Source organism: Actinoplanes sandaracinus (assembly GCF_030009775.1).
Taxonomy (GTDB): Bacteria; Actinomycetota; Actinomycetes; order Mycobacteriales; family Micromonosporaceae; genus Actinoplanes; species Actinoplanes sandaracinus.
The window spans coordinates 334,586-359,821 of the sequence record NZ_JASCTH010000003.1 but is presented as its reverse complement, the minus strand read 5'-3'; the positions used below and the strand labels follow the sequence as shown (position 1 = coordinate 359,821).

The 25,236-nt window shown below is 71.0% G+C and carries 30 protein-coding genes; 16 read left to right on the top strand and 14 right to left on the bottom strand.

Features of this window, described 5'->3' with window-relative positions; all coding sequences use genetic code 11:
• Positions 1-39: 39 nt before the first annotated feature.
• The gene (locus tag QLQ12_RS06505) at positions 40-2,451 is read right to left on the bottom strand and encodes a glycoside hydrolase family 3 protein (RefSeq protein ID WP_282757807.1); all 2,412 of its coding nucleotides are present in this window, start codon (positions 2,449-2,451) and stop codon (positions 40-42) included.
• A 74-nt stretch (positions 2,452-2,525) separates the two neighbouring features.
• Between QLQ12_RS06505 and QLQ12_RS06500 the strand changes: the two genes are divergently transcribed.
• The 8 genes from QLQ12_RS06500 to QLQ12_RS06465 all read left to right on the top strand — a co-directional run bounded on the left by QLQ12_RS06500 (position 2,526) and on the right by QLQ12_RS06465 (position 10,491).
• Positions 2,526-2,876, top strand: a complete 351-nt coding sequence (locus QLQ12_RS06500; RefSeq protein ID WP_282757806.1) for an HIT domain-containing protein — start codon at positions 2,526-2,528, stop codon at positions 2,874-2,876.
• Positions 2,873-4,273: a serine hydrolase domain-containing protein gene (locus tag QLQ12_RS06495; protein WP_282757804.1), complete on the top strand. Its 1,401-nt coding sequence runs from the start codon at positions 2,873-2,875 to the stop codon at positions 4,271-4,273. The genes QLQ12_RS06500 and QLQ12_RS06495 overlap by 4 nt, the downstream gene beginning before the upstream one ends.
• A gap of 147 nt (positions 4,274-4,420) precedes the next feature.
• On the top strand, positions 4,421-5,500 hold the full coding sequence (locus QLQ12_RS06490; protein ID WP_282757803.1) for a PhoH family protein: 1,080 nt from the start codon (positions 4,421-4,423) through the stop codon (positions 5,498-5,500).
• Between the two features lie 24 nt (positions 5,501-5,524).
• The gene (gene ybeY, locus QLQ12_RS06485; protein ID WP_282757802.1) at positions 5,525-5,992 is read left to right on the top strand and encodes an rRNA maturation RNase YbeY; all 468 of its coding nucleotides are present in this window, start codon (positions 5,525-5,527) and stop codon (positions 5,990-5,992) included.
• A gap of 12 nt (positions 5,993-6,004) precedes the next feature.
• Positions 6,005-7,375, top strand: coding sequence for a hemolysin family protein (locus QLQ12_RS06480; RefSeq protein ID WP_282757800.1), 1,371 nt, complete (start codon positions 6,005-6,007; stop codon positions 7,373-7,375).
• The gene (locus tag QLQ12_RS06475; RefSeq protein WP_282757798.1) at positions 7,368-7,748 is read left to right on the top strand and encodes a cytidine deaminase; all 381 of its coding nucleotides are present in this window, start codon (positions 7,368-7,370) and stop codon (positions 7,746-7,748) included. Before QLQ12_RS06480 ends, QLQ12_RS06475 begins: the two co-directional genes overlap by 8 nt.
• Positions 7,749-8,380: 632 nt before the next feature.
• Positions 8,381-9,301 carry a GTPase Era gene (era, locus tag QLQ12_RS06470; RefSeq protein ID WP_282757796.1) on the top strand — a complete coding sequence of 307 codons (921 nt, stop codon included), beginning with the start codon at positions 8,381-8,383 and terminating at the stop codon, positions 9,299-9,301.
• 83 nt (positions 9,302-9,384) lie between these two features.
• Positions 9,385-10,491 carry an acyltransferase family protein gene (locus QLQ12_RS06465; protein ID WP_282757795.1) on the top strand — a complete coding sequence of 369 codons (1,107 nt, stop codon included), beginning with the start codon at positions 9,385-9,387 and terminating at the stop codon, positions 10,489-10,491.
• Here the strand turns inward: QLQ12_RS06465 and QLQ12_RS06460 are convergent.
• Positions 10,478-11,245 (bottom strand): DUF4097 family beta strand repeat-containing protein, encoded by a 768-nt coding sequence (locus QLQ12_RS06460; RefSeq protein ID WP_282757794.1) that lies wholly within the window; start codon positions 11,243-11,245, stop codon positions 10,478-10,480. The genes QLQ12_RS06465 and QLQ12_RS06460 overlap by 14 nt on opposite strands.
• A 106-nt stretch (positions 11,246-11,351) precedes the next feature.
• Between QLQ12_RS06460 and recO the strand changes: the two genes are divergently transcribed.
• From recO to QLQ12_RS06445, 3 genes are read left to right on the top strand one after another with little or no spacing between them, the layout of a single operon-like run.
• Positions 11,352-12,128 carry a DNA repair protein RecO gene (gene recO / locus QLQ12_RS06455; protein WP_282757793.1) on the top strand — a complete coding sequence of 259 codons (777 nt, stop codon included), beginning with the start codon at positions 11,352-11,354 and terminating at the stop codon, positions 12,126-12,128.
• Positions 12,125-12,907: an isoprenyl transferase gene (locus QLQ12_RS06450; RefSeq protein ID WP_282757792.1), complete on the top strand. Its 783-nt coding sequence runs from the start codon at positions 12,125-12,127 to the stop codon at positions 12,905-12,907. Before recO ends, QLQ12_RS06450 begins: the two co-directional genes overlap by 4 nt.
• An 11-nt stretch (positions 12,908-12,918) precedes the next feature.
• On the top strand, positions 12,919-13,443 hold the full coding sequence (locus QLQ12_RS06445; protein WP_282757791.1) for a histidine phosphatase family protein: 525 nt from the start codon (positions 12,919-12,921) through the stop codon (positions 13,441-13,443).
• Positions 13,444-13,498: 55 nt separating this feature from the next.
• Here the strand turns inward: QLQ12_RS06445 and QLQ12_RS06440 are convergent, their stop codons facing one another.
• Together QLQ12_RS06440 and QLQ12_RS06435 are read right to left on the bottom strand one after the other, a co-directional pair.
• The gene (locus QLQ12_RS06440) at positions 13,499-14,173 is read right to left on the bottom strand and encodes an HAD family hydrolase (protein ID WP_282757790.1); all 675 of its coding nucleotides are present in this window, start codon (positions 14,171-14,173) and stop codon (positions 13,499-13,501) included.
• On the bottom strand, positions 14,170-14,466 hold the full coding sequence (locus QLQ12_RS06435) for an MTH1187 family thiamine-binding protein (protein ID WP_282757788.1): 297 nt from the start codon (positions 14,464-14,466) through the stop codon (positions 14,170-14,172). Before QLQ12_RS06435 ends, QLQ12_RS06440 begins: the two co-directional genes overlap by 4 nt.
• Before the next feature lie 125 nt (positions 14,467-14,591).
• Here QLQ12_RS06435 and QLQ12_RS06430 point away from each other — a divergent pair, with 125 nt between their 5' ends.
• The gene (locus tag QLQ12_RS06430) at positions 14,592-14,798 is read left to right on the top strand and encodes a DUF2191 domain-containing protein (RefSeq protein ID WP_282757786.1); all 207 of its coding nucleotides are present in this window, start codon (positions 14,592-14,594) and stop codon (positions 14,796-14,798) included.
• The gene (locus QLQ12_RS06425) at positions 14,795-15,220 is read left to right on the top strand and encodes a PIN domain nuclease (RefSeq protein ID WP_282757784.1); all 426 of its coding nucleotides are present in this window, start codon (positions 14,795-14,797) and stop codon (positions 15,218-15,220) included. Before QLQ12_RS06430 ends, QLQ12_RS06425 begins: the two co-directional genes overlap by 4 nt.
• A gap of 212 nt (positions 15,221-15,432) precedes the next feature.
• Here QLQ12_RS06425 and QLQ12_RS06420 read toward each other — a convergent pair whose 3' ends face one another.
• From QLQ12_RS06420 to QLQ12_RS06410, 3 genes are all read right to left on the bottom strand, one after another.
• Positions 15,433-16,353: a 5,10-methylenetetrahydrofolate reductase gene (locus QLQ12_RS06420; protein ID WP_282757783.1), complete on the bottom strand. Its 921-nt coding sequence runs from the start codon at positions 16,351-16,353 to the stop codon at positions 15,433-15,435.
• A 91-nt stretch (positions 16,354-16,444) separates the two neighbouring features.
• Complete coding sequence (locus tag QLQ12_RS06415; protein ID WP_282757781.1) at positions 16,445-17,041, bottom strand: hypothetical protein; 597 nt, start codon at positions 17,039-17,041, stop codon at positions 16,445-16,447.
• Positions 17,038-18,753: a PHP domain-containing protein gene (locus QLQ12_RS06410; RefSeq protein WP_282757779.1), complete on the bottom strand. Its 1,716-nt coding sequence runs from the start codon at positions 18,751-18,753 to the stop codon at positions 17,038-17,040. Before QLQ12_RS06410 ends, QLQ12_RS06415 begins: the two co-directional genes overlap by 4 nt.
• A 308-nt stretch (positions 18,754-19,061) precedes the next feature.
• On the opposite strand from QLQ12_RS06410, the gene QLQ12_RS06405 reads away from it, so the two are divergent.
• A complete protein-coding gene (locus QLQ12_RS06405) occupies positions 19,062-19,877 on the top strand; it encodes an alpha/beta fold hydrolase (RefSeq protein WP_282757777.1) in 816 nt (271 codons plus the stop codon).
• A 30-nt stretch (positions 19,878-19,907) separates the two neighbouring features.
• Complete coding sequence (locus QLQ12_RS06400) at positions 19,908-20,408, top strand: DUF6328 family protein (protein WP_282757776.1); 501 nt, start codon at positions 19,908-19,910, stop codon at positions 20,406-20,408.
• A gap of 126 nt (positions 20,409-20,534) precedes the next feature.
• Here the strand turns inward: QLQ12_RS06400 and QLQ12_RS06395 are convergent, their stop codons facing one another.
• From QLQ12_RS06395 to QLQ12_RS06365, 7 genes are all read right to left on the bottom strand, one after another.
• On the bottom strand, positions 20,535-21,137 hold the full coding sequence (locus tag QLQ12_RS06395; RefSeq protein WP_282757774.1) for a hypothetical protein: 603 nt from the start codon (positions 21,135-21,137) through the stop codon (positions 20,535-20,537).
• Between the two features lie 73 nt (positions 21,138-21,210).
• Positions 21,211-21,612, bottom strand: a complete 402-nt coding sequence (locus QLQ12_RS06390) for a Fur family transcriptional regulator (protein WP_282757773.1) — start codon at positions 21,610-21,612, stop codon at positions 21,211-21,213.
• Positions 21,609-21,908, bottom strand: coding sequence for an ArsR/SmtB family transcription factor (locus QLQ12_RS06385; protein WP_282757907.1), 300 nt, complete (start codon positions 21,906-21,908; stop codon positions 21,609-21,611). Before QLQ12_RS06385 ends, QLQ12_RS06390 begins: the two co-directional genes overlap by 4 nt.
• Positions 21,909-21,915: 7 nt before the next feature.
• On the bottom strand, positions 21,916-22,785 hold the full coding sequence (locus QLQ12_RS06380; protein WP_282757772.1) for a metal ABC transporter permease: 870 nt from the start codon (positions 22,783-22,785) through the stop codon (positions 21,916-21,918).
• Positions 22,785-23,567, bottom strand: a complete 783-nt coding sequence (locus QLQ12_RS06375) for a metal ABC transporter ATP-binding protein (RefSeq protein WP_282757770.1) — start codon at positions 23,565-23,567, stop codon at positions 22,785-22,787. Before QLQ12_RS06375 ends, QLQ12_RS06380 begins: the two co-directional genes overlap by 1 nt.
• A gap of 73 nt (positions 23,568-23,640) precedes the next feature.
• Positions 23,641-24,549: a metal ABC transporter substrate-binding protein gene (locus QLQ12_RS06370; RefSeq protein ID WP_282757768.1), complete on the bottom strand. Its 909-nt coding sequence runs from the start codon at positions 24,547-24,549 to the stop codon at positions 23,641-23,643.
• 49 nt (positions 24,550-24,598) lie between these two features.
• Positions 24,599-24,847 carry a DUF6703 family protein gene (locus tag QLQ12_RS06365; RefSeq protein ID WP_282757766.1) on the bottom strand — a complete coding sequence of 83 codons (249 nt, stop codon included), beginning with the start codon at positions 24,845-24,847 and terminating at the stop codon, positions 24,599-24,601.
• A 35-nt stretch (positions 24,848-24,882) separates the two neighbouring features.
• On the opposite strand from QLQ12_RS06365, the gene QLQ12_RS06360 reads away from it, so the two are divergent.
• Entirely contained in the window at positions 24,883-25,224 is a 342-nt protein-coding gene (locus QLQ12_RS06360) for an antibiotic biosynthesis monooxygenase family protein (RefSeq protein ID WP_282757765.1), read from the top strand.
• Positions 25,225-25,236: the final 12 nt, after the last annotated feature.

Below are 25,236 nucleotides of genomic sequence, written 5' to 3'. Positions count from 1 at the left end.
TAATCGGGGCGGGACTCTTCAGTCCCGCCCCGGTGACGGTCAGACCGTGATCTCGACGGAGCGGCGCGGGTCGTCGAGGGCGTGGGCGGCGATCACCGTGTAGGTGCCCGGGAGCGTCTGCCAACCGTCGTTCCACACCTGGTAGGCCCGCTGGGGAATCGGGATCGTCACGGTGACGGACTCGCCCGGTTCGGCGTCCACCGTCGCGAACCCGGCCAGCCAGCGTTCCGGCCGCTCCACCGGCGACCCGGGGTCCGGGGCCGGGGACCCGCCGTCCGAGGGCAGGGAGTCCGTGCCGGGCGAGAGGTACACCTGCACGACCTCACGGCCCGCGCGCCAGCCGGTGTTCGTGACGGTCACGCGGGCCTCGGAGCCGGAGCAGGCCAGGTGGTCGTACGACCACTCGGTGTAACCCAGGCCGTGACCGAAAGCGAACAGCGGATCGGCAGCCTGCCGCGACCATCCCCGGTAGCCGATGAAGATCCCCTCGTCGTAGGGGAGGGCGCCGTCCGCCGGGCGCACCTCGAGGACCGGGCAGTCCTCCTCCCGGCGCGGCCAGGTGGTCGGCAGGCGCCCGCCCGGCTCCGCGACGCCGAGCAGCACGTCGGCGAGCGCGGCGCCGGCCTCCTGCCCGGGGAACCAGGTGAGCAGCACCGCCGCCACCTCGTCCGCCCAGGGCAGCAGCACCGGCGAGCCGGCGTTGACCACCACGATCGTCCGGGGATTGGCCGCCGCGACCCGGGCGACGAGTTCGTCCTGACGGCCGGGCAGGGCCAGCGAGGTGCGGTCGAAGCCCTCCGACTCGACCTGCTCGGTGGTGCCGACCACGATTACCGCGACGTCTGATCCCGCGGCCAGGGCGACCGCCTCGGCGATCAGCCCGTCGTCGTCCGGTCCGGGCGGCCGGTGACCGAGCGTGGTGGACACCGAGTGCGCCGTGCCGGGCTCGAAGGACTGCCGCAGCACCACCGGCACCGGCACGCCGGCCTCCAGCGTGACCGTGAACCGCTCCTCGCGCGGGTGCAGCAGCAGGTCGGCGCGGCCGGTGCCGGGCGGGTGCAGCGACCCCTGGTAGAGCTTCTCGCCGCCGACGGCCAGTTCGAACGCCCCGAAACCGGAGATCGCGAGCACGTGTTCGCCGCTCTCCGACGGGGTGATCTCGGTGCGCAGTTCCAGGCTGGTGATGCCGGCCACGTCGAGGCCTCCGGGCGGGTCACCGATCCAGCGGATGCTCGCCGCCTCGACCGGGAACGCGTTCTCCTCGATCGTGAAACGGAACGGCGCCCAGTCGGGGCCCTGCGCGGCGGGCAGGAACGGCCGCGGGTCGGCGCCGGTCGCGTACGCCACGTCGACCCCCGGAAGGACCGCGCGCAGCCCGTCCAGGGGCGAGATGACGTGCCGCGGGGTGACCTGGGCGCTGCCGCCGCCGAGCACTCGCGCGTCGGTGGCCAGCGCGCCGATCACCGCCACCCGGGACAGGGCGCCGGACTCCAGCGGGAGTGCGCCGTCGTTGCGGGCCAGCACGAACGAGCCCACCGCGACGGCGTGCGCGACCGCGTCCCCGTCGTCGTCGAGGGGCTCGGCCGGGAGGTCGTACCCGTCGAGGGCTCCGGTGCGCGCCGCGAGCCGCAGCACCCGCCGCACCTTGTCGTCGATCACATCCTCCGGCACGAGACCCGACCGCACCGCCTCCACGAGCGCCGGCCCCCACGGGTTGTCCATCGCCGGCATCGCGATGTCCAGCCCGCCGAGCGCGGACGCCACCGTGTCCCGGGCGGCCCGCCAGTCCGAGACGACCACCCCGTCGAAGCCCCATTCGCGCTTGAGGATCTCGTCCTGGATGCGCCCGTTCGCGGCCATCGGCGCCCCGTTGACCCCGTTGTACGCGCTCATCACGCCCCACCCACCGGCGTCCGCGGCCCGCTCGAACGGGGCGAGGTAGAGCTCGCGCAGCGCCCGTTCCGGGATCCGCACGTCCACGCTCATCCGGTCGGTCTCGAAGTCGTTGCCGACCAGGTGCTTCACCGTCGTGCCGACGTTGTGCTCCTGGACGCCGTGCACGAAGCCGACCGCGATCTCCCCGGTGAGCAGCGGGTCCTCTGAATAGCACTCGAAGTGCCGGCCGCCGAGCGGGGTGCGGTGCAGGTTGACCGTGGGGCCGAGCAGCAGGTGCACGCCCTTGCGCCGGGACTCCTGCCCGAGCAGACGGCCGGCGCGGCGGGCCAGGGCCACGTCCCAGGTCGCGGCGAGCGCGGTCGGGCTGGGCAGGGCGACCGACGGATCGTCGGGGGCGTAGCCGGTGCCGCGGACACCGACCGGGCCGTCCGACATGACCAGCGAGCGCAGGCCGATCCGGGGGATGGCCGGCAGGGACCAGAAGTCCTGTCCGGTCAGCAGGGAGACCTTCTCCTCCAGGCTGAGTTGCCGGACGAGATCGTCGAGATCGGTCATGAGAGCGCTCCCAAGAGTGTGTCTGAGGATCCGGGACCCATCTAAGCCCACCGGAGGACCATAAGATCCATCAGGTGGAAAACTCCTGCCTGTTCTGCCGCATCGTGGCCGGCGAGATCCCGGCCACCATCGTGCACCGGACCGACACCACCCTCGCCTTCCGTGACATCGACCCGAAGGCGCCCACCCACGTGCTGGTGATCCCGGTCGCCCACCACGCCGACGTGGTCGCGCTCGCCGCCGATCCGGCCGCGGCGGCCGACGTGCTCGCCGCCGCCGCGGAGGTCGCCGCGATCGAGGGCCTGACCGCCGACGGCTTCCGGGTCATCTTCAACACCGGGAGGCACGGCGGCCAGGAGGTCTTCCACGTGCACGCGCACGTCGTCGGGGGCGCGCCGCTCGGCCCGATGCTGGCCCGTTCGTGAGCGCGCCCACCCCTCGCTACGAACGCGCCGCTCGCCGGGCCCAGGCCGACGGCCGGATCCCGGCCCTCTCGGTCGCCCTGCACCGCGCCGACCGGGAGCCCTGGGTCTTCACCGTCGGTGACTCCGGCAACCCCGCCCACCCGCTCGGCCAGCACACCCGGTTCCGGATCGGCTCGGTCACCAAGACGTTCACCGCGGTCCTGGTCATGCAGGCCCGCGACGACGGACTGCTCGACCTCGACCAGCCGCTCTCGGCCTACCTCGACGTGCCCGCGCACGGCGACGCCACCATCCGGCGGCTCCTCTCGCACACCGCCGGGTTCCAGCGGGAGCCGTACGGCGACATCTGGGACACCCTGATCGCCCCCGACGCCGGCCGCATGCTCGCCGAACTCGACCGCGCCGAGCGGGTCCTGCCCGACGCCCGCCGGTACCACTACTCCAACCTCGGCCTGGCCGTCCTCGGCCAGCTCGTCGCCAGACTGCGCGGCGGCACCTGGGACGAAGTCCTCGCCGAGCGGATCCTCCGGCCGCTGGGGCTGACCCGCACCACGGTCGCCGTGCCACCCGAGGCGGCCGTCGGCTATCTGGTCGACGCCTTCTCCGACGCGGCCCGCCCGGAGCCCCCGGTCGACGTCGGCGGGCTCGCTCCCGCCGCCCAGCTCTGGAGCACCGCCGGCGACATGGCCAAGTGGGCCGCCTTCCTGGCCGACCCCGAGATCATCGACCCGGCCGGCGCGGTGCTCGCCGCCGCCACCCTCGACGAGATGCGCTGGCCGCTCACCCCCACCGACGAGAGCCTCTGGGCCATGGGGTTCGGGCTCGGCCTGATGCTGGTGCCCGAGGGCAAACGGATCGTGCACGTCGGCCACGACGGCGCCATGCCCGGCTTCCTGGCCGGCGTCTACGGCCGCCGCGGTGGTGACGGGAACCCCGGCGCCCTCGGCTGTGCCGTCCTCGGCTCCTCCGGGACCGCCGGGCAGACCAACGAGCTGGTCCACGAGCTGCTGCGGCTCGCGGCCGACCTGGACCCGGCCGAGATCAGACCCTGGCGGGCCGGGCCACCCGCGCCGGTCGCGTACCGGTCGGCGCTGGGCCGCTGGTGGGGCGAGGGCATGGAGTTCGTCTTCACCTGGCACGACGGCGCGCTGCGGGCCCGGGCCGTCGAGGCGCCGGCCGGACGTCCGCCGTCGGTCTTCGAGCCGCTGCCGGACCGGGCGGACGTGTTGCGCACCGTCTCCGGGCGGGAGGTCGGCGAGCTGCTGCGCCTCACCCGCGACGAGAGTGGCGCGATCGTCCGGATGCACTGGGCCACCTATCGGTTCACCCGGCGCCAGGAGGGTTTCGACGGCGGCTGGGCGTCCGCCGGACCGGAGCCCGCGGACCGGCCCGGCTGAGCACGCCGCCCGGCAACACGGACCGGGGATAATGGCATCGGCGCGCGGGCGGTCGAGCGGATAGGATGGCACGATCCTTGAGCGAGCCGCCCGAGTCGGGCGGCGAAGATGAAGAGAGCAGGTGGCGGAGGCCCGCCGGGCCACCCTATGACCGGTACGCCGAACGATTCCAGCACTGGCTCGTCCAGCCCGGTGCGGGCGCAGACCAAGATCTCGGTGAACGATCCGAAGATCATGGTGAACCTGCTCGGCGCCAAGGACGAGATCCTCCGGCTCATCGAGCGCAATCTCGACAGCGATGTGCACGTCCGCGGCAACGAGATCACCATCACCGGCGATCCGGCCGAGAACGCGACCGCCGAGCGCCTTTTCTCCGAGTTGATCGAGTTGATCGACAAGGGCGAGACGCTCAGCGTCGACGCCGTCCGCCGCACCCTGCGCATGCTCGAGGAGAACACCTCGGAGCGTCCCGCCGAGGTGCTCACCCTCAACATCCTGTCCCGGCGTGGGCGCACCATCCGGCCCAAGACCCTGGGTCAGAAGAAGTATGTCGACGCCATCGACCAGAACACCATCGTCTTCGGCATCGGTCCCGCCGGTACCGGTAAGACGTATCTGGCCATGGCCAAGGCGGTGCAGGCGCTGCAGGCCAAGCAGATCAACCGGATCATCCTGACCCGGCCGGCGGTCGAGGCGGGGGAGCGGCTCGGGTTCCTGCCCGGCACGCTGACCGAGAAGATCGATCCGTACCTGCGACCGCTCTACGACGCTCTGCACGACATGCTCGACCCGGAGACGATCCCGCGCCTGATGGCCGCGGGCACCATCGAGGTCGCGCCGTTGGCCTACATGCGTGGCCGGACGCTCAATGACGCGTTCATCATCCTCGACGAGGCGCAGAACACGACGCCCGAGCAGATGAAGATGTTCCTGACCCGGCTTGGGTTCGGGGCGAAGATCGTGGTGACCGGTGACGTCACCCAGGTCGACCTCCCCGGCGGGACCACCAGTGGCCTCAAGATCGTGCGGGAGATCCTGCGTGACGTCGAGGACGTGCACTTCTCGGAGCTGTCCAGCTCCGACGTGGTGCGGCACCGGCTGGTCGCCGAGATCGTCGACGCGTACGCGCGGTTCGACGTGTCGCAGGAGCAACAGGCAGCACAATCCGTCCACGCCGTGCCGGGCCGCGCCGCCAGTGGCGGCCGCACACCGGGTCACCGGCGCTGATTCGCAAGGGGTAATCGCACCACTATGTCCATCGAGATCGCCAACGAGTCGGGAGTCGAGGTCGACACCGACGCGATCCTCGCGGTTGCCCGGCACGCCCTGGACGAGATGGGGGTCAACCCGCTCGCCGAGCTGTCGATCCTTCTCGTCGACATCGACTACATGGCCGAGCTGAACCACCGGTGGATGGGCAGCGACGGCCCGACCGACGTACTCGCCTTCCCGATGGACGAGGGCAGCGTCGACCACGGCCCCGGCGAGTCCGGGGCCGGCGAGCCGGCGCTGCTCGGTGACATCGTGCTCTCGCCCGAGGTCGCCGCCAAACAGGCCGCCGTGGCCGGTCACGCGGCCGCGGACGAGTTGCACCTGCTCACCGTGCACGGCGCGCTGCACCTGCTCGGCTACGACCACGCCGAGCCGGAGGAGGAGCGCGAGATGTTCGCCCTGCAGAACAAGCTCCTCCAGAGCTGGCGCGCCGGACGCAAGGCCTAGGCCGGCAGAGCCGTGGACCCCGCCCAACTCCTGGCGGCTCCCGCATCGGTGGGACTGCCCGACCTGCAGCTGATCACTTTCGCCGTCCTGCTGGTGCTGCTCGCCGGTCTGGCCTCGATGACCGACGCCGCGCTCGCGACCGTCTCGCAGGCCCGGGCCGCCGAGCTGGCCCGGGAGGGCCGTCGCGGCGCCGGCGCCCTGGCCGCGGTCGCCTCCGACGTGGTCCGCTACGTCAATCTCCTGCTTCTGCTGCGGCTGCTCTGCGAGCTGACCGCGACCACGCTGGTGGCGCTGGTCGCGGTCGACACGTGGGGCGTCGGCTGGCAGGCGGCGCTCGTCTCGGCCGGCGCGATGACCCTGGTCAGCTTCGTCGTGGTGGGGGTGGCCCCGCGCACGGTGGGTCGCCAGCACGCCTACGTGGTGGGCCGGGCGACCGCCCCGCTGGTGCGCTGGCTGGGCAAGGTCCTCAACCCGCTGGCGAAACTGCTGATCCTGATCGGTAACGCGGTGACGCCCGGGAAGGGATTCCCGGAAGGGCCGTTCGGCAGTCAGGTGGAGCTGCGCGAGCTGGTCGACCTGGCCGAGCAGCGCGGCGTGGTCGAGCACGGCGAGCGCGAGATGATCCACTCGGTGTTCACGCTGGGTGACACGATCGCCCGTGAAGTGATGGTGCCGCGCACCGAGATGGTGTGGATCGAGGCGCCCAAAACGCTCCAGCAGGCGCTCTTCTTGTTCCTGCGGTCCGGGTTCTCCCGGATCCCGGTGATCGGCGAGAGCGTCGACGACGTGCTGGGCGTGCTCTACCTCAAGGACGTGGTCCGCCGCACCCAGAACGGCGACCCGGCCGCGGCCGAGCAGGCGGTGGCCGAGGCGATGCGCCCGGCCAACTTCGTGCCGGAGTCGAAACCGGTCGACGACCTGCTGTCGGAGATGCAGGCCGCTCGCAACCACCTGGTGATCGTGGTCGACGAGTACGGCGGCACGGCCGGCCTGGTCACGATCGAGGACATCCTCGAGGAGATCGTCGGCGAGATCACCGACGAGTACGACGTGGAACGCCCGCCGATCGAGCACCTCGACGACGGCGCGGTGCGGGTGACCGCCCGCCTGCCGATCGAGGACCTGGGCGAGGTGTTCGGCGTGGAGCTGCCCGCTGACGAGGTGGAGACCGTCGGCGGCCTGCTCGCGCAGACGCTGGGCCGGGTGCCGATTCCCGGCGCCAAAACGGAGGTGCGTGGCCTGCACCTGATCGCCGAAGGCACCACCGGCCGGCGGAACCGGATCGACTCGGTGCTGGTGCGCCGGGTCCGGCCGGAACCACCGTCCGCAGAGAACGATGAGAACGTTGCCGAGAACGAGGAAAGACAGCCCGCCGATGCCTGACCAGACCACTTCCATTGCCGTTCCGGGCACTGACGGCGCCGCGCTGAGCGCCGAGGACACCAAGCTGGTGACCCTCGCGCGCAGCTCCCGCGCCCGGGTGCGCGCGGCCGAGGGGGCGGCGGTCCGCGACCAGGACGGCCGCACCTACGCGGCCGCGTCAGTGGCCCTCCCGCACCTGACCCTGTCGGCGTTGCAGCTCGCGGTGGCCCAGGCCGCCGCTTCCGGGGCGACCCTCATCGAGGCGGCCGCGGTGGTGACCGAGGCTCCCGAACTCGAGAGTTCCGGTCACGCCGCGGTGCGTGACCTCGCGGTGAGCGCCCCGATCCACGTCGCGGGCGCCGACGGCTCGCTCATCGGCACGGTCACCCAGTGATGGCTCAGGGTCCCGAGGAGCGGCGCCTCACGGCGGGCGAGCGCAACGAGCAGCGGCGGCAGGAACGCAGGGCGGCCCGGCGCGCCGCGGATCAGGGCGCGGACCCCCGCGGACGCACGCCGGGCGGCGCGCGCGGCGGTTCCACCGGCGGCAGGACGGCCGATCCCACGGGTACGCGTGGCGCCGGCTCCGCCGGGGGCAGGACTTCCGGATCCGCGGGTGCGCGCGGCGCCGGCTCCACCGGGGGCAAGGCTTCCGGATCCGGGGGTACGCGTGATGGCGGCGCTACCGGGGACAAGGCTTCCGGCGCGCCGGGCGCTCGTGGTGGCGGCCTCGCCGGGGGCAGGAACTTCCGTGCGAAGAGCACGCGTGGTGGCGCTCCTACCTGGGGCCGGATTCCCGGTGCTCCGGGGACCCGTGGCGGTGGTTCCGCCGGCGGCCGGGCGGCCGGTTCGTCCGGTGCGCGAGACGACCGGTCCCGTGGTGAACGGACGGCGGGCGGCGCTGGTGGCCGTCGAGGCGGGACCGGTGTCGAACCTGCGGGTAAGGCCGTGCCGCCCGCGCGCTCCCCGGAACGGGATGATGTTGTTGTCGACGGCGACGTGCGTACCGGGAAAGGGTCTTTCCGGAAGGTGCACCGGCACAAGGCCGCGAGTGCCGGGAAACCGCGAGACGATGTCTACCGTGCGGGTTTCGCCTGTTTCGTCGGGCGGCCGAACGCCGGCAAGTCGACGCTGACCAATGCGATCATCGGGCAGAAGATCGCGATCACCTCGAACAAGCCGCAGACCACCCGGCACGTGATCCGGGGCATCCTGCACCGGCCGGACGCGCAGCTCGTGCTGGTCGACACGCCGGGTCTGCACCGCCCCCGGACGCTGCTCGGCCAGCGGCTGAACGACCTGGTCCATGAGGTGTGGAGCGAGGTCGACGTGATCGGGGTGTGCTTCCCGGCGGACGAGCCGGTGGGGCGCGGCGACCGGTTCATCGCGTCGGAGGTCGGCGCGCTCAAGGCCAAGGTCATCGCGGTGGTGACCAAGGTCGACCTGGTCGATCAGACCACCCTGGCGCAGCGGCTGCTCGACGTCGCCGAGCTCTACGACTTCGCCGAGATCGTCCCCGTCAGCTCGGTCTCCGGGCACCAGGTGGAGATCCTGACCGACGTCATGGTCAAGCACATGCCGGAATCGCCGCAGCTCTATCCGGACGACGTGCTGACCGATGAGCCGGAGCAGATGCTGATCGCGGAGCTGATCCGCGAGGCGGCGCTGGAGGGCGTGCGCGACGAGTTGCCCCACTCGATGGCGGTGCTGGTCGAGGAGATGCTGGTCGAGGGCAAACTGACCAGGATCTTCGCGGACCTCTACGTGGAGCGGGACAGCCAGAAGTCGATCGTGATCGGCACCCGCGGGGCCCGCCTCAAGGACGTCGGTTCGCGGGCCCGCGCCGAGATCGAGAAGTTGCTCGGCCGGAGGGTCTATCTGGACCTGCATGTCCGGGTCGCGAAGGAATGGCAGCGGGATCCGAAGCAGCTTCGGAAACTGGGCTTTTAGATCGAAACTTGGACATTCGCCAACTATGGTGTTCTTCACCATAGTTTGCGCAGGCCGGGTCGGCCCGGGTAACACCTTGGGCCATGCGAAACCGGTACCTGGACCTGCTGCGTGCCGTGGCGACCGTCCGGGTGGTGATCTATCACATCACCGGGTGGGCCGCGTTCACCGTGGTCTTCCCGGCGATGTCGGTCATGTTCGCCCTGGCGGGCTCGCTGATGGCGGCCTCGCTGGACAGGTTCGGGGTGTGGGCGGTGGAGCGCCGGATCCGCCGCCTGCTGCCGTCCCTGTGGGTGCTCGCCCTGATCGCGGTGCCGGTCATGCTGCTGAGCGGCACCTCGGCCTGGAACGCGATGCTGCTGTTCTGGGGCTTCCCGATCGTCACCCCGGAGGCGACCGGCTGGTGGGTCCAGGGGCTCGGCCACGTCTGGTACCTGCGTGACTTCCTCTGGATGGTGCTGCTCTCGCCGCTGGCGCTGCCGGTCTACCGCCGGTTCCCGCTGGCCACGATCGTGACGCCCTATCTCGCGCTGAGTGGGATCACGCTGGCCGGGATCACGGTGCCGCCGGTGGCGCAGGGCCTGGCGCTGTACGGCGGGGCCTGGCTCCTCGGGTTCGCCCACCACGACGGCCACCTGGAGCGGCTCGGCCGCAAGCGGCTGCTCGGCGTCGCCGCGGCACTCGCCGTGCCGGCCGTCGCCTGGGTCGCCACCCATCCCGGTCCGCGTGGCTGGGACCTCAACGACATCCCGCTCGGCAACGCGCTGTGGTCGGCCGCGTTCATCCTGGTGGCGCTCGGCTGTGTGCGGCCGGTGGTCCGCGGCAACCGGGCGCTGACCGTGCTGAACGCGCGGGCTCTCACGATCTATCTCTGGCACGTGCCGGCCGTCGTGGCGGTCACCCGGTGGGGCGAGCGGCACGACATGCGTATCGACGGTCTCGTCGGCGTAGCCTGGCGGATCGTCGCGGTCTTCGTGCTGCTCGCCGTCCTGGTCGCGGCCTTCGGATGGGTGGAGGACGTGGCCGCCGGCCGCCGGCCGGCGCTGCTGCCCGGACGGCGGATCCCGGTGCCGGTGTCCCCGGCGCCGGCCGGTCCCGCCCCGCGGCGGCCCGTGCACGCCGAGCCCGGCGGGCCGGAGTCCGGACGGCCGGGGCGCTCGCGGCCGGAGCCCGCGGTCAGCGTCCGATGAGGGTCAGGTCACCGTCGCGGGTCCGCACGTCGAGCACGTTCGTGGACTTCGGATCGTCGGTGACGCCGACGATGTCCTGCTGGCCGCTGCCGCTCCAGGTCTTCAACTGGTAGGCGCCGGACGGGACCATCACCCTCACCTCGCCGCTGCTGACCGACGCGGTCACCGACGCGCGCGCGGACAGGTCCAGGTTGATGTCACCGGAGGAGGCGCGGGCCGTCACCGGGCCGGTGACCTCCCTGACGTCGAGGTTGCCGGAGGTGGTCTCCATGTTCACCTCCGTGCCGCCGTTGACGACCAGGTCGCCCGAGGTCGCCCGCACCTTCACCGGGCCGGTGCCGCGGTCCACCATCACGTCGCCGGAGGTCAGGCGCAGGTCGACCGCGCCGACCCCGCTCAGGGAGACGTCACCGGACCGCAGCTCCCCGCGCACGCCCACCCCGGGCGGCGCGGTGATCTCGAAGTGGACCCCGCACTCGGGACCGCACTCGCCTTTCAGGGTGAGGACACCGCCGGCCAGATCATAGGAGGGGCCCGGGTCGGTGCCGCCGTAGACGACCCGCCGGATCCGCGTCTCGGTGGCGGTGGAGTCGGTGTTCACGATGAGGTCGGAGGAGCCACCGCTCAGCACGATCTCGGTGATCTTGGTGGCTTCGGTGTCGTCGAAGGTCATCCGCGCACCCACCACGCCGTCACAGCCGGCGAGGGCGCCCATCGAGACGGCGGCGAGGATCAGGGCAACTCTTCGGGTCATGGGCTGACGCTATTTCCGCCTCTCCGGGAACACCACCGGTCCTGTCCCGGAGACGACCCTGAGATCCGGGTCAGGGTCTGTCGTAGGCAGGGGGCAGAATGGCGGGGTGCCCGCCGGATACCGCCGCCAGCTCTACCGCGACGACGCGGTGGTTCTGCGTGTGCAGAAACTCGGCGAGAGCGACCGGATCGTCACCCTGCTGACCCGCCGGCACGGCCGGCTGCGAGCCGTCGCCCGCGGCGTCCGGCGGACGAGTTCGCGGTTCGGGGCCCGGCTGGAGCCGTTCGGCCACATCGACCTGCAGCTCGCCGGCTCACCCGAGGGGGTCGGCAGCGCGCTGCACTCGGTCAGCCAGGTCGAGGCGGTCTCGCTCTACGGCAAGAACTTCCTCACCGACTACCCGCGTTACACCGCCGCCAGCGCGATCTGCGAGACCGCCGAGCGGCTCACCCCCGTCGAGCGGGAACCCTCGCTGCGGCTGTTCCAGCTCACCCTCGGGGCGTTCAGGGCTCTCGCGGTGGGCGAGCACGCCGGCAGCCTGGTGCTCGACGCCTACCTGCTGCGCGCGATGGCCTTCGCCGGCTGGGCGCCGGCGATCACCGAGTGCGCGGTCTGCGGCACGGCCGGGCGGCATGCCGCGTTCTCCGTGCCCGCCGGTGGCTCGGTCTGCCCCGATTGCCGCCCGCCCGGCTCCGCCCACCCCAGCCCGGACACGCTCGGTCTGATGTCCGCCCTCACCTCCGGCGACTGGGCCGTCGCGGACTCCTCCGCGCCGTCCGTGCGTCGCGAATGCAGCGGCCTGGTCGCTGCCCACCTGCAATGGCACATGGAGCGGGCACTGCGTTCGCTCCCGCTTGTCGATCGACGGGAGTTGAACCCTTGAGCCCGCGCCCGCCCACCCCGCACCTCTCCGGTGCCAGGCCACCCCAGTTGCCCTCCGCGGCGCTGCCCAAGCACGTGGCCATCGTCATGGACGGCAACGGCCGCTGGGCCAAAGACCGCGGACTGTCCCGCACCAAGGGGCACGAACAGGGCGAGTTCTCCCTCTTCGACACCATCGAGGGAGCCATCGAGATCGGCATCCCCTACCTCTCGGCGTACGCGTTCTCCACCGAGAACTGGAAGCGTTCGCCGGAGGAGGTGCGCTTCCTGATGGGCTTCAACCGCGACGTGATCCGCCGGCGCCGTGACCAGCTGGTCGACCTCGGCGTGCGGGTGGTCTGGTCCGGGCGGGCCGGCCGGCTGTGGAAGAGCGTCATCTCCGAGCTGCAGACCGCCGAGGAGATGAGCAAGAACAACTCGAAGCTGACCCTGCAGTTCTGCGTCAACTACGGCGGCCAGGCCGAGATCGCCGACGCGGCGGCGGCGATCGCCCGGGACGTCGCGGCCGGCAAGCTCAAGGCCGACAAGGTCAACGAGAAGACGATCGCGAAATACCTCTACCACCCGGAGATCCCCGAGGTGGACATGTTCCTGCGCCCCTCGGGCGAGCAGCGTACGTCGAACTTCCTGCTCTGGCAGTCGGCGTATGCGGAGATGGTCTACCTGGACACTCTCTGGCCCGATTTCGACCGCCGGCACCTGTGGTACGCGTGCGAGCTCTACGCCCAGCGTGACCGGCGCTTCGGCGGCGCGCTGCCCAACCCGGTCAGCCCGACATAGGCCCACCCCCGGTGGAGACCAGGCACCTCTGGATCGCCCGCCATGCCGAGGCCACGGCCGACGAGTCGGGGCTGAGCGCGGCCGGCGAGCGGCAGGCCGCGCTGCTCGGAGAGCGGATGGCCGGTGTGCCGCTCACGGCGGTCAGCCACAGCCCGCTCCCTCGCGCGGCGCGGACCGCCTCGCTTGTCGCGGCGCATCTGCCGGGTGTGCCGGTCCGGGTCGCCGCCGAACTCGACGACCGGGTCCCGACCGAGGAGCCGGCCGCCTCGGCCGCGATGATCGCCCGGTTCGCCGGCCCGGCTCCGGCGGAGACGCACGAGCTGCTGATCACGCACGCCTTCCAGGTGGCCTGGTTCGTCCGGGAGGCGCTGGAGACGCCCGCCGAGCGGTGGCGCGATCTGATCCCGGCCAACACCGGGCTGACCGTGATCCGCTACTTCCCGAACGGCCGGCGGCGAGTCCTGATCTTCAACGACCTGTCGCACCTGCCGGCCGAGCTGCGATGGACCGGTTCCCCGCCGGAGCTGCGGCTCTGACATCCGGTTTCGCTCCCATCCGGGTTCGCCCCATCCGGCTTCGGCCGGCCAGGGGTCAGCCGGTCAGGGCCTTCACCGCCGCCTCCGGATCGCTGAGATCCGTGAGCACCACGTGCGCGCCCGCGGCGGCCAGGTCGGCCGCCGGGGTGGCGCCGGTCGCCACCGCGATCGCGACCGCGTCGTTGGCCAGCGCCGCCGTCACGTCGTGCACGGTGTCACCGATCACCACGGGGCGGAACTCCTCGCCGTACTTCGCCCTCGCCCGCTCCAGGCTGCGGCGCACCAGCGTGGCGCGCAGGCTGTCGTCGGTGCCGTAACCGCCCACCTCGGCGTCGAACGAGCCCTCCAGCCCGAACGCCGCCACCTTGATCGCGGCCACCTCCGGGACGTTCCCGGTGACCAGCGTCTGCACCACGTGCGGGTCGTCACCGAGCCGGGTCAGCACCTCACGGACTCCCGGCATCAGCATGCCCTGCGCCGTGAACTCGTGCTTGATCTCGTGCACCACCTCGACATAGCGGGCGAAGAACCGCTCCGGAGTGCAGTCGGTCACCCCGTGGGTGGCGAAGACCTCGATGCAGATGTCGGTGTCCGTCCGCCCGCCGAAGATCGGCGTGTCCCGCCAGGCCACCCCGGTGACCTCGGTGAACGCCGCCTTCCAGGCCTTGGCGGCGACTCCGCCGCCACGCAGCAGTGTGTAGTCGATGTCCCACATCACCAGCCGTCTCACGACTGGCCCAGCACCCGCTCGATGTATTCCACCTTGGCGGTCAGGGCGTCGGTCACTCCCGGCCGGATGTCCGCTTTGAGAGAGAGGCTGACCCGGGGCGAGACCGCGGCGACGGCGTCGACGGCCTGTTTGACCACGGCCATCACCTCGTCCCACTCGCCCTCGATGGTGGTGAACATGGAGTCGGTCCGGTTCGGCAGGCCCGACGCCCGGACGACGCGGACCGCCTCGGCGACCGCGTCCCCCACGGAGTCACCGGTGCCGATGGGCGTGACAGAGAAGGCAACAAGCATGTCCCCATCCTCCCAGCCCGATCGCCCTTGAGTCGATCAATGCGCCCGACTAGTCTGGTCACATGCCCACTGGGCTAAAGACTAGTGGCTTACGCTGAGGGAGTTGGTTGCGCATGGGGGACGTCATGACCAAAGGTGTGGGCGGTTTGGACGAAGAGGCGTTGGCCGATGCCGCGGAGTTGTTCGGGACGGCGAATCGAGCCGATACCGTCAATGCGGCGTTGCGTGACGCCTCCGCTCGTCTTCGGCGAGTCAAGGCGCTGGCCGAGTTGGTGGAGATAGCCAAGACCGGCCAGTTCGACGAGTTGCTCGACAAAGAGCGCCGTCCGTGAATGAGACCAAGTATCTGGTCGACACCAGCGCTCTGATTCGCCTTCTTCTCAATCCGCATGTCCTTTGCGAATGGCGACGGACCGTGACAGACGGTCTGATCTCGACGTGCACCATAACGGAGATTGAGCTGCTCTACACGGCTCGATCGCATGCCGACCGGGAGCGGCAGGAAGCGTTGCTGCGGGAACTGTTCGGTTGGGTGGTAATGCCGGACGGTGTCTTCGAGCGAGCCGCTCGGTTGCAGGCTGTCCTGGCCGCGAAAGGCGCCCACCGATCCGCGGGCCCCGTGGACTTGCTCACCGCTGTCACGGCTGAAGAGCACGGGCTCACGTTGTTGCACTACGACAGGGACTTCGTGCGCGTTGCCGAGGTTACGGGGCAGCCGGTCCACTGGTTAGCGAAGCCTGGAACGGTGGACTGAACCACCCTGGGTCTGAACTGTCAGTGATCGAGGCCGGGAGGCGGGAGGCGCTCGGCACCGGGATCGCGGCGGCGCGCGGTGCCACTGGCCTGGGCGCTCCAACAGGGACGGCACGTGCTGGCGGTCAGGGCTCCGGCGACGTCGTCCGCCTGGAGGAGAACGTCGTCGCCGGAGCCTTGCGGCTTGTCGCCGCCGACGTGGCCGAAATCAGATCAGCGCCGGTCGCGGAGCATCCCGGCGACCTCGGCCGCGAGATCGGTGCTGGCCTCGATCTCCGCCTTGCGGATCGACACGCTCTCGATGTTGAACCCGTAGGGCAGGCCCAGGTGCTCGCAGAAGTCGATTAGATCCCGGGCGATGGCCACGCACTGCCGGTAGGACTCGGCCAGCGGATCAGCCGAGTGCCGGATCGAGTTCTCCAGCCAGCGCGGCACATCGACGCCGAGCCACCGCACGAACTCCAGCGTCTTCAGCGAGCCGCACAGCGACAGCGTGAAGATCACCGTCCGGGGTTCGGCGCCGCGCGCCCGACACTCGTAGAAGTAGTCACTGAGCAGGTTCTTCGTCTCATTGACGTGGTAGACGACCTGGCTCACGAAGAACGACGCCCCACGGTCCTGCTTGGCCAGCATGCGCAGGTGCTCGTCGGTGCGTTCCCCGATCGCGACCGCGCCGAGCGGCAGGTCGGGCCGGAACTCGGCCCGCAACTCATGGGCCCGGCGCAGGCTGGTGTGCACGCTCTTCCCACCCGACGACGCGCCCACGAACACGCTGAGCACCTCGGGCCCGGCCCGGGTCATCCATTCACGGAGTTCGTCCTCCGGATATTTTCCGACACAGCGGTAGACGATCACCGGCTGGCGCCAGCCGGTCAGGTGGTCGGCGTAGTAGCGGGCCGCATCGAGCGTCGGCAGATAGGGGAACGGCCGGTCGTCCGGGTTCCGGTCGGACTCGTCGTCGATGTCGTACAGGATCAGGCCGTCCAGGTCGAGCGCCGAAAGCCGGTCGAGGGTGACCTCGGCGATCTCCTTTATCCGTTCCTCGGTGGCGCTGCGCCGCGGTGGCGTGATGCTGAAGACCAGCACGCCACTGCGGGCCTCCGCCAGAAGCTGTCGCAAAGGGGGACGAGTCATGCGGCCACCCTAGGCAGCCGCTCCGCGACGCCCGCCACCCCCGCCACCGCATCCCGCTCCGCGAACGCGGGGCCGCCGTTCACGCCGCGGGTCAGTGGTCGGCGCAGCACGGTGTGGGATTGCGGGTCTCGAAGGGGATCAGCACCCCGCCCGCCGCCGGAGCCGTGACCAGCACCAGCTCCCCGTTGCGGAACTGGGGCCGTACGAAGTCGCCGGTCTCCACGATCGTCTCCGGGTCGGCCGGGCCGCCGCCGAGAACCTCGACCCGGGCGATCGAACTTCGCCGCAGAATCTCACCGACGGTGAGTGCGCCGGTCAAGTGTTCGACGCCGGGGAAACGCACCGCCCGTCCGAACGTCCCGGCCGCGGCCGCCGTGGCGGCGTCGGCCAGGCCGGCGGCGGTGTCGAACGGGTGCGCGGTGAGCAGGCTGATCGCGACGTGCGGGAACGGCTCGCCGACCAGGTGGGTGCAGGCGAGGACCGGCGCCGGGGTCAGCGACTGGATCCAGTGGTCGGCCTCGGCGAGGGTGGCGTGCCCGAGGCTGACGCCGACGATCCGGGCGTCGCCGGAGGCCCCGGCCCCGGCGGCGGTAGCGGTAGCGGTGGTGGCGGGGCGGTCACCGGACGGGATCGGGGCGGCGCCGGCCGCGGTGGCGGCCGGCGCGCTCGTTTCGGAGAACGGTGTCATCGGGGCAGGACCCAGATGGGGTTGGTGTAGAACCACAGGTCGCCCCACGGGTCCGCGGCGCCCGCCACGTCGAGCCGGGGACCGTGCGGGTCGACGGCCGACCCGAGCAGGCCCGGCTGGGTGTGGTTGCCGTCGGTGCCGCGGATCCGCAGGTAGAACGGCTTGTCCAGCCGGCCGAGGGGGTAGCTGAGCGAGATCTTCCCGCTGGTCCGGTTGATCTCGAACGACTTGACCACCGTGGTGTTCGGGGTGGTGAAGGTGTCCTTGTCGGCGACCGGGCCGGTGACGGTGCCGACGATCACGTCGACCCGCTTGAGCGCCGGGATGAAGCCGGCCCAGTTCGGCACGTCCTGAAGGTCGAGTTCCAGCACCAGTTCGGTGGAGGTGCCGCGTTTGACCGTCAGGACTCCGCCGAGTGGGGTGCCGGTGGAGGCGCGGCGGTCACCGGTCACCCGGACCCGGGCGTCCAGACCCTTGATCAGGCGGCCGTGGTCGACCCAGACCCGGCCGGCGCGCAGGCCGTCCATGACCGACCGGTAGGAGAACGACGACGAGCCCACGTTGGTCCGGCCGTAGTAGCCGGGCCAGAAGTCACCGGCCTGAGTGTTGATCGAGCCGTTGTAGACCGGGTCGTTGTATCTGCCGTTGGCGTTGAAGTCGCTGCCCGGCCCGCGCTCGGTCTGGTCCAGGTAGTTGACGTGGCTGTCCGAGTTGACGGTGATCCACCACGCTTTGCCCTCGGCGAGGAGGCTGTCCCAGAGGCCGCCCACGGTGGCGGTCATCCAGTCGAAACCGCCCCAGGTGCGGTAACTCTCCAGCGGGTAGCCGGGGTACGACGCCGCCGACGGGTTGTTGTCGTAGAGCCCGCGGGCGCCGCCACGGCCGTTCGGGGCGGGGATGCCGGCGGCCTGGTGGCCGGGCGCGCCCTCGAAGCCGACGGCGACCGTGGGATCGGCGTCGCGCCAGTTGCGGATCTCGTGCGGGGAGTCGACGCCGCGCCGGGCCGGGTGGTTCGCGAAGAACAGCGCACCGTCGATCTTGCGGCGGCGAACCTGTTCGCCGAGGAACCGGATGCCGGCGATCGCCATGGCCTCGTTCTGGGCGACGGTGTTGGTCGCCGGCTGCAGGGAGCCGTCGTAGGCGTTCTCGAACCGCTTGAGGACATCGACCTCGTTGCGGCCCGGGTGCACGAAGACGGTGGCGTGCTCGGCGGCCGGGATGTTCCATTCCAAGCCTTGGAAGGTCAGCAGCCCGGGCAGTTCGGAGCGGGTCTTGACGATGTCCGGGTTGACCTTGTCCACCCCGATCTTGGCGTGGGTGGCGCTGCCGTGGTCGGTGATGACCAGCCAGTCGAGGCCGTACGCGTGGCCCTTCTGCGCCTGGTCGAGAACCCGGTACTGGCCGTCGGAGCTGTACTGGGTGTGGATGTGATGGTCGCCCGCGAGCCAGCGGAACCCGCCCTTGGCGGTGCCGCCGCCCGCGTGGCCGTGGGTGTGCGGCAGCCCGGCGGCCTCGGCGGCGCCCGAGTGGGCCAGCACCGAGGCGGCCGCACCCGCGCCGAGCAGGCCCGCGCCGAGCAGGAACCGGCGGCGCGAGGCGTCGGAGGTGGACAGTTCGGCGGTCGGAACGGAGAGATCGAGAGCCTCGGGGAGGTCGCCCCCATCGGCTGTGGTGTGCGAGTGGTCGTGCGAGTGATCGTGGCCGTGACCCATGGCCGACACCCTCGTCCGAACAGGACAACACCCCCTGGCGATCCAGTGACCACCCGGCAAACGATCAACGGGCCGAAGGCGAAACCCCGGTTGGCCGGGGGCCACCTTCAGCTGGGGACGGGGGTGAGGAAGTCGAGGGCGCCGAACGCGAAGCCGCACGTCACTCGTGACTCGGATGACTCACCCGGATCAGCGCGAGGGTCTGCTCCGTCGGATCGAAGCTGGTCCGTCGTGGCGAACAACATCGGTGGATGTGATTCGATGAAGCTGACACCGGTTGCGGCGTGGCACAGGGAGGGAACGGTCATATGGAGATCAAGGCCAGAGGGCTCGTCTTCGACGTCCACGAGGGTGGCCCCACCGACGGCGAACCGGTCCTTCTCCTGCACGGATTTCCCCAGGACCATCGCGAGTTCGACCTGATCCTGCCCCGCCTGCACGCGGCCGGGCTCCGGACCTACGCGATGGACCAGCGTGGATACTCTCCGGGCGCGCGTCCCGCCGACGTCGCCGGCTACACGATGGACTCGGTGACCGCCGACGCCCTCGCGGTCCTCGACGCGCTCGGCATCGAGCAGGCGCATGTGGTCGGCCACGATTGGGGGGCCCAGGTCGGCTGGCACCTCGCCGCCCGGCACCCCGATCGGGTGCGCACCCTCACCGCGATCTCCGTGCCGCACCCGCGGGCCCTGCTGCTCGCCCTCCGGGTCCGGCCCAGCCAGCAGGCCCGGCTCGCCTACGTCGGACTGTTCCGGTCTCCGGTCGCGGAGAAGCTGCTGCTGGCACAGCACGCCCTGGCGCTGCGGCTAATGCTGCGGCCGATCGGGGTGCGCGCCGAGCAATACGTCGCGGCCATGCGTGAGCCGGGCCGGCTCACCGGCGGACTGAACTGGTACCGGGCTCTCCGGGCCGAGCAGGGCGCCGACCTGGAGCCGGTGACGGTGCCGACGACGTATGTGTGGAGCGACCGGGACGGTGTGGTCGGGCTGACCGCCGCGCTGCGCACGCGAGACTGGGTGCGCGCCGATTACCAGCTGGTGGCCATGCGTGGAGTCAGTCACTGGGTGCCGGAGCAGGCGCCGCGTGAGCTGGCCGACGCGGTGCTGGCGCGCATCGGCGTTTGATCATGAACGCACGGGGGGTATCCAGCGGCCATGGCGGTCGATACACATACTCCCCGAGAGTCCGAGAAGCAGCGCTGGGATCGCAACTTCGCCGATCTGCTCCAGGAGCTGCGGGTCGCCCAGACCGGTGTGCAGATCCTCTTCGCGTTCCTTCTGACCCTGCCGTTCAGCAGCGGCTTCCCGAACGTCACCGCGTTCCAGAAGGACGTCTACACGGTCTCCCTGATCAGCGCGGCGTTCGCCACCGCGATGATCATTTCGCCGGTGGCGTTCCACCGCGCCCTGTTCCGGCAGGGCCGCAAACCCGAGCTGGTCCGGTACGCCCACAAGATGGCCACCGGCGGCCTGGCCTTCATGCTTGTGTCGATGACCAGCAGCGTCCTGCTGATCACCGACTACCTGCTCGACTGGAAGTGGGCTATCCCGCTCACCGTGGTGACCGGAGGCTGGTTCCTCGCCTTCTGGGTGGTCCTTCCGTTCGCCCACCGCGAGTGGGGCGACGACGACGAGGACTCAGCGACGACGGACTAGCCGGGCCCGCCCCGCAACGTCGGGGCGAGCTCACTCAGCGGAGAACGTCGACCCTGCGAGAACATCCGAGATCGGCACTGCCGTGGCACCGGGCGCCGCGTTCGCGGCCCGCGCCCGATTCCAGAATCAACGGTTGTGCAGGCCCAGTTCCCGCAACTCCAGGGCGGCGAGCGCGCTCACCGCGGCCGCGTCGCCGGACCGCCAGCTCTGGGCGATGTCCGGGCCCAGCTTGGCCAGTTTGGTCAACGGCTGGGAGGCCAGCGCCCGCAGCGCCAGCAGATCCTGCCCGGCCGGGTCGTTGCGGACCGCCGCCGCGATCCCGGCCCGGCGGATCCAGCGCACCCGCATCGGCAGCCACATGAAGAGCACCAGGGCCAGTGGGACGCCGACGGCGACCGCGGGCAGGATCAGGGCCAGCTGGCCGACGAAATCCTGCTGCTGCTGACCGGCGTCGGCGAGTGACCGGGCGGCGTCGGCGGCGCCGGTGAACGGGGCGGTCAGCTCGTCACCGACGATCGGCACCCGGCCGACCTTGCCGCCCGCGTCGGCCAGGTTGTCGGCGATGCCGCTGCCGGCGCTCTCCAGTTTCCGGCCGGGGACAGCGAGTTTCTCGACGACGTCGTGGATCCAGAGGGCGACCCGGATCCACAGGTAGACCCAGACGACGACGAGGAGATCGGTGATCAGTTGGCGAAGGGCGACAGGAACGCGGTCCGCATAGAGCTTCACCCCGGAAGCGTCGCACTCGGCTTCCCGTGGCGCATTCCGGGCACCCGAAGCGGCGCGCCCGGGGGGAGAGAGCTCAGCGTTTCGCGGCGCACTCCGGGCAGGTTCCGAAGATCTCCATGGTGTGGGAGACGTCGACGAAACCGTGCTGACCGGCCACCTTGTCCGCCCACGACTCCACCGCCGGCCCGGCCACCTCGACGGTCCGCCCGCACGACCGGCACACCAGGTGATGGTGGTGCCCCTGGCTGCACCGGCGGTAGAGGTGCTCGCCGCCCGGCGGCCGCATGACGTCGATCTCCCCGGCGTCGGCCAGACCCTGCAGGGTCCGGTAGACCGTGGTCAGCCCGACGCGCTCGCCCCGGTCGCGCAGCATCGCGTGCAGGTCCTGAGCGCTGTGGAAACCCTCGGTCTCGGCTAGGACGGCGCTGACCGCGCTGCGCTGCTTGGTGTTGCGGATCGTGCTGTCGGGGTTCACTGTCGGCTCTCCCTGGCGTGGCTTACGGCGTCGGCGACGATGTGGGCGACGTGTTCGTCCACCAGGGAGTATGCGATCTCCCGGCCCCGTCGCACACCTCGCACCACACCGGCTCCGCGCAGCACCCGCAGGTGCTGGGAGACCAGTGGCTGCGGGGCGCCGAGTTTTTCCACGAGGTCGTGCACACAGCGCTCGCCCACACCCAACTCGACCACGATGGCGACACGGATCGGCGCGGAGAGAGCACGCAGAAGTGCCCCCGCCGATTCGTACGCCTCGTAGCCGGCGGCGGTCATGTGCGGGTCAGCCATGGAGAACCACGTCCGGGGGGTCGGCGGTCACCGGCGGGCGGTTGTGCCGTCGGCGCAGGTTACGCCGGATCATCCCACCGATCGTAGCGCCGAGGAACGCGACCAGTGCCATCAAGACCGTGGTGGCGCCCGGAGCGGTGTTCGCCTCGGCCGAGACCACGACACCGAGGCCGGCGGAGACCAGGCCGATCAGCATGGCCGCCGCCATGGTGCTGCGAAAGCCCCGGGCGACCTGCTGGGCGGCGGCGACCGGGACCACCATCAGCGCGGAGACCAGCAGCAGGCCGACGGTACGCATCGCGATGGTGACGGTCATCGCGGTGGTCACCGCGAGCAGGATGTTGAGGGTGCGCACCGGCAGACCGCTGACCCGGGCGTACTCCTCGTCGTTGCAGAGCGCGAACAGGGCCGGCCGCAGCAGCAGCATCGTCACCAGCACCACCGTCGCCAGCCCGCCGATCACCGCGATGTCCCGCGGCTCCATGGTGATCAGCGACCCGAACAGGTACTGCATCAGGTTCGAGTTGCCCTTGTCGGAGGAGAGGCCGACCAGCACCACGCCACCGGCGATGCCTCCGTAGAAGAGCAATGCCAGGGCCAGGTCCCCGGAGGTGCGCCCGCGCTCACGGATCAGCTCGACGCCGACCGCGCCGATCGCGGCGACCACCACCGCGGTGAGCTCGGGAGAGGTGTTCGTCAGCAGTCCCACGCCGACGCCGGTCAGCGCCACGTGCCCGATCCCGTCGCCGACCAGCGACAGCCGCCGCTGTACCAGGTAGATGCCGAGCGCCGGCGCGGTCAGCCCGATGATCAACGCGCCGGCCAGGGCGCGGAGCATGTAGGGGTACGCGAGAAGCTCCATCAGTACGCCTTCGTCCCCTCGGCCGGCGCCCACTCGCAGATACCGGCCTTGACCTCGTCGGCGTGTGGGTGCACGTGGTCGTGGTCGGGATCGGCGTGGTGCCCGGCCGGCTCCGGCGGGGCTCCCTCGTGCGCGATCCGCCCGTCGTGCACCACCACGGCCCGGCCGATCAGCGGCCGCAGCGGGCCCAGTTCGTGCAGCACCAGCATGATCGTGCCGCCGCTCTCCGCGAACCGGGTCAGCGCCGCGGCGAACGCCTCCTGGCTGGCCGCGTCCACGCCGGCGTTCGGCTCGTCCAGCACGAGCAGATCGGGCCGCCCGGCCAGTGCCCGGGCGATCAGGGTGCGCTGCTGCTGACCGCCGGAGAGGGTCGCGACCGGGTCACCGATCCGGTCCAGCAGGCCGACCGCGGTGAGCGCGTCCCGAACGGCCGCCTTGTCGGCCGCCCGCGGGAAACTCAGAACGCCGCGCCGGGCCAGCCGGCCCGACGCGACGACCTCACCGACCGTGGCCGGTACGCCGCTGCCGGCGCCCAGCCGCTGCGGCACGTACCCGATCCGCTCCCACTCCCGGAAACGTTTCTGTGGCGTCCCGAACAGCTGGATCTCGCCGTGGCTCGTCGGAACCAGGCCGAGGATCGTACGGATCAGGGTGGATTTGCCCGAGCCGTTGGCGCCGAGGATCGCGACGACATCACCGGCCGTCACGCTCAGCGACACATCCCGGAGGATCTCCCGACCGTCATAGCCGGCCGCGAGATGCCTGACCTCGACGATGCTCATGCCGTCACCCCCGCCGTGCTCCGGCGCCGCCAGGAGTCATGGGCCGAGCCGGATGATGCGTTCGCAAGCTCGCTCATGAACACTCCAGGCCCAGTTTCAGTGCGGCCAGGTTGGCACGCATCACCGAGAAATAGTCCGCCGAGCCGTCGGTCAAACCTTCGATGGGGTCGAGAACCGCGGTCTGGGCGCCGACCTCCTTGGCGATCGTCTCAGCCACCTTGGGGCTGACCAGGGTCTCGAAGAAGATCGTGGTGGTTCCGTGCTCCTTGGCCTCGGTGGCGACGTCGGCGAGGCGCTGCGGGGAGGGCTCGGTCTCCGGGTCGATGCCGGTGATGCCGATCTGGGTGAGTTCGTACCGGTCGGCCAGGTAGCCGAAGGCGGTGTGGCTGGTCACCAACTCGCGGCGAGCGCAGGTGGTCAGGCCGGCGGTGAACTCCCCGTCCAGGGCCGTCAGTTCGGCGCGCAGCTTGGCGGCGCGGGCGGTGAAGTCGGCGGCGTGTGCCGGGTCGGCCTTGCCGAGCCGCTCGGCGAGCTTGTCCGCGACGGTGGCGAGGCGGGTGGGGTCCAGCCAGACGTGCGGGTCGGTGCCGGCGTGCTCCTCTTCGCCGTGCTCCTCCTCGTGCGCGTCGGCTTCCTCCGCGTTGATCATCTCGACTGCGGAGGTGGCGTCGAAGGCCCGGTCGCCGCCGTTCTGCTTCACCGCGGCGTCCACGGCGGGCTGGAAGCCACCCAGGTAGACGATGAGGCCGGCGTCGGAGACCTCACCCACCTGGCGGGCGGTCAGCTCGACGTCGTGCGGCTCGGCGCCCGGTTTGGTGAGCGTGGAGACGCTCACCACGTCGCCGCCGACCCGTTCGCTGACGAACTGGAGGGGATAGAAGGCGGTGACCACGGAGAGCTTGCCGTCAGCGCCGACAGCCTCTTCTCCGCAGCCGGTGAGGGCGGTCAGCAGGAGCATGGCGGGAAGCAGGCGGCGCATCATGCCAGCAACTGTGGTCGATAATGACAATGATTGTCAAAGGCGCATGCTTTCACAGGGTCTTCGCCACCGCCGCGGTCATCAACAGGGTCAGCAGCACCAGCCGCACGGTCCGGGTGACCGGCACCTGCACCGGCCAGGTGGTGAAGGTCAGCGCGGCCAGGCCGGCGGCCAGCCCGAACAGCAGCAGTCCCCCGACGATGCCGGGCAGGAAGAGGCCGGCCAGGAGCAGAGCCAGCGCCCCGACGAACGCGGCGGTGGGATTCACCCGGGCCAGCCGCTGAAGCAGAGGTGTGGTCACTGTGGCTCCTCCTCGCGTGTGCGTACCCTCGTCACATGCTGGTGCTCAACCGCTTCCAAGTCCGACCGGACACGCAGGACGGCTTTCTCGAACAAGCGCACGCCGCGCTCGCGGCCCTGGCGCGCTGTCCGGGTTACCGGTCCGGCCGGCTCGCCCGGGCACTGGAGGACCCCGCCGCCTGGACCCTGGTCACCGAGTGGGAGTCGGTGGGAGCCTACCGGCGCGCGCTCGGCAATTTCGACGTCAAGGTGCACGCCACCCCGCTGCTCGCGGTGTCGCTCGACGAACCGTCGGCGTTCGAGACCCTGGCGGAGGCCGGCCCCGGCGAGGCTGTGGTGATCACCGTCAGCGACCGGGCGGCCGAGCCCTGGCGCTGAACATTAGGCTGA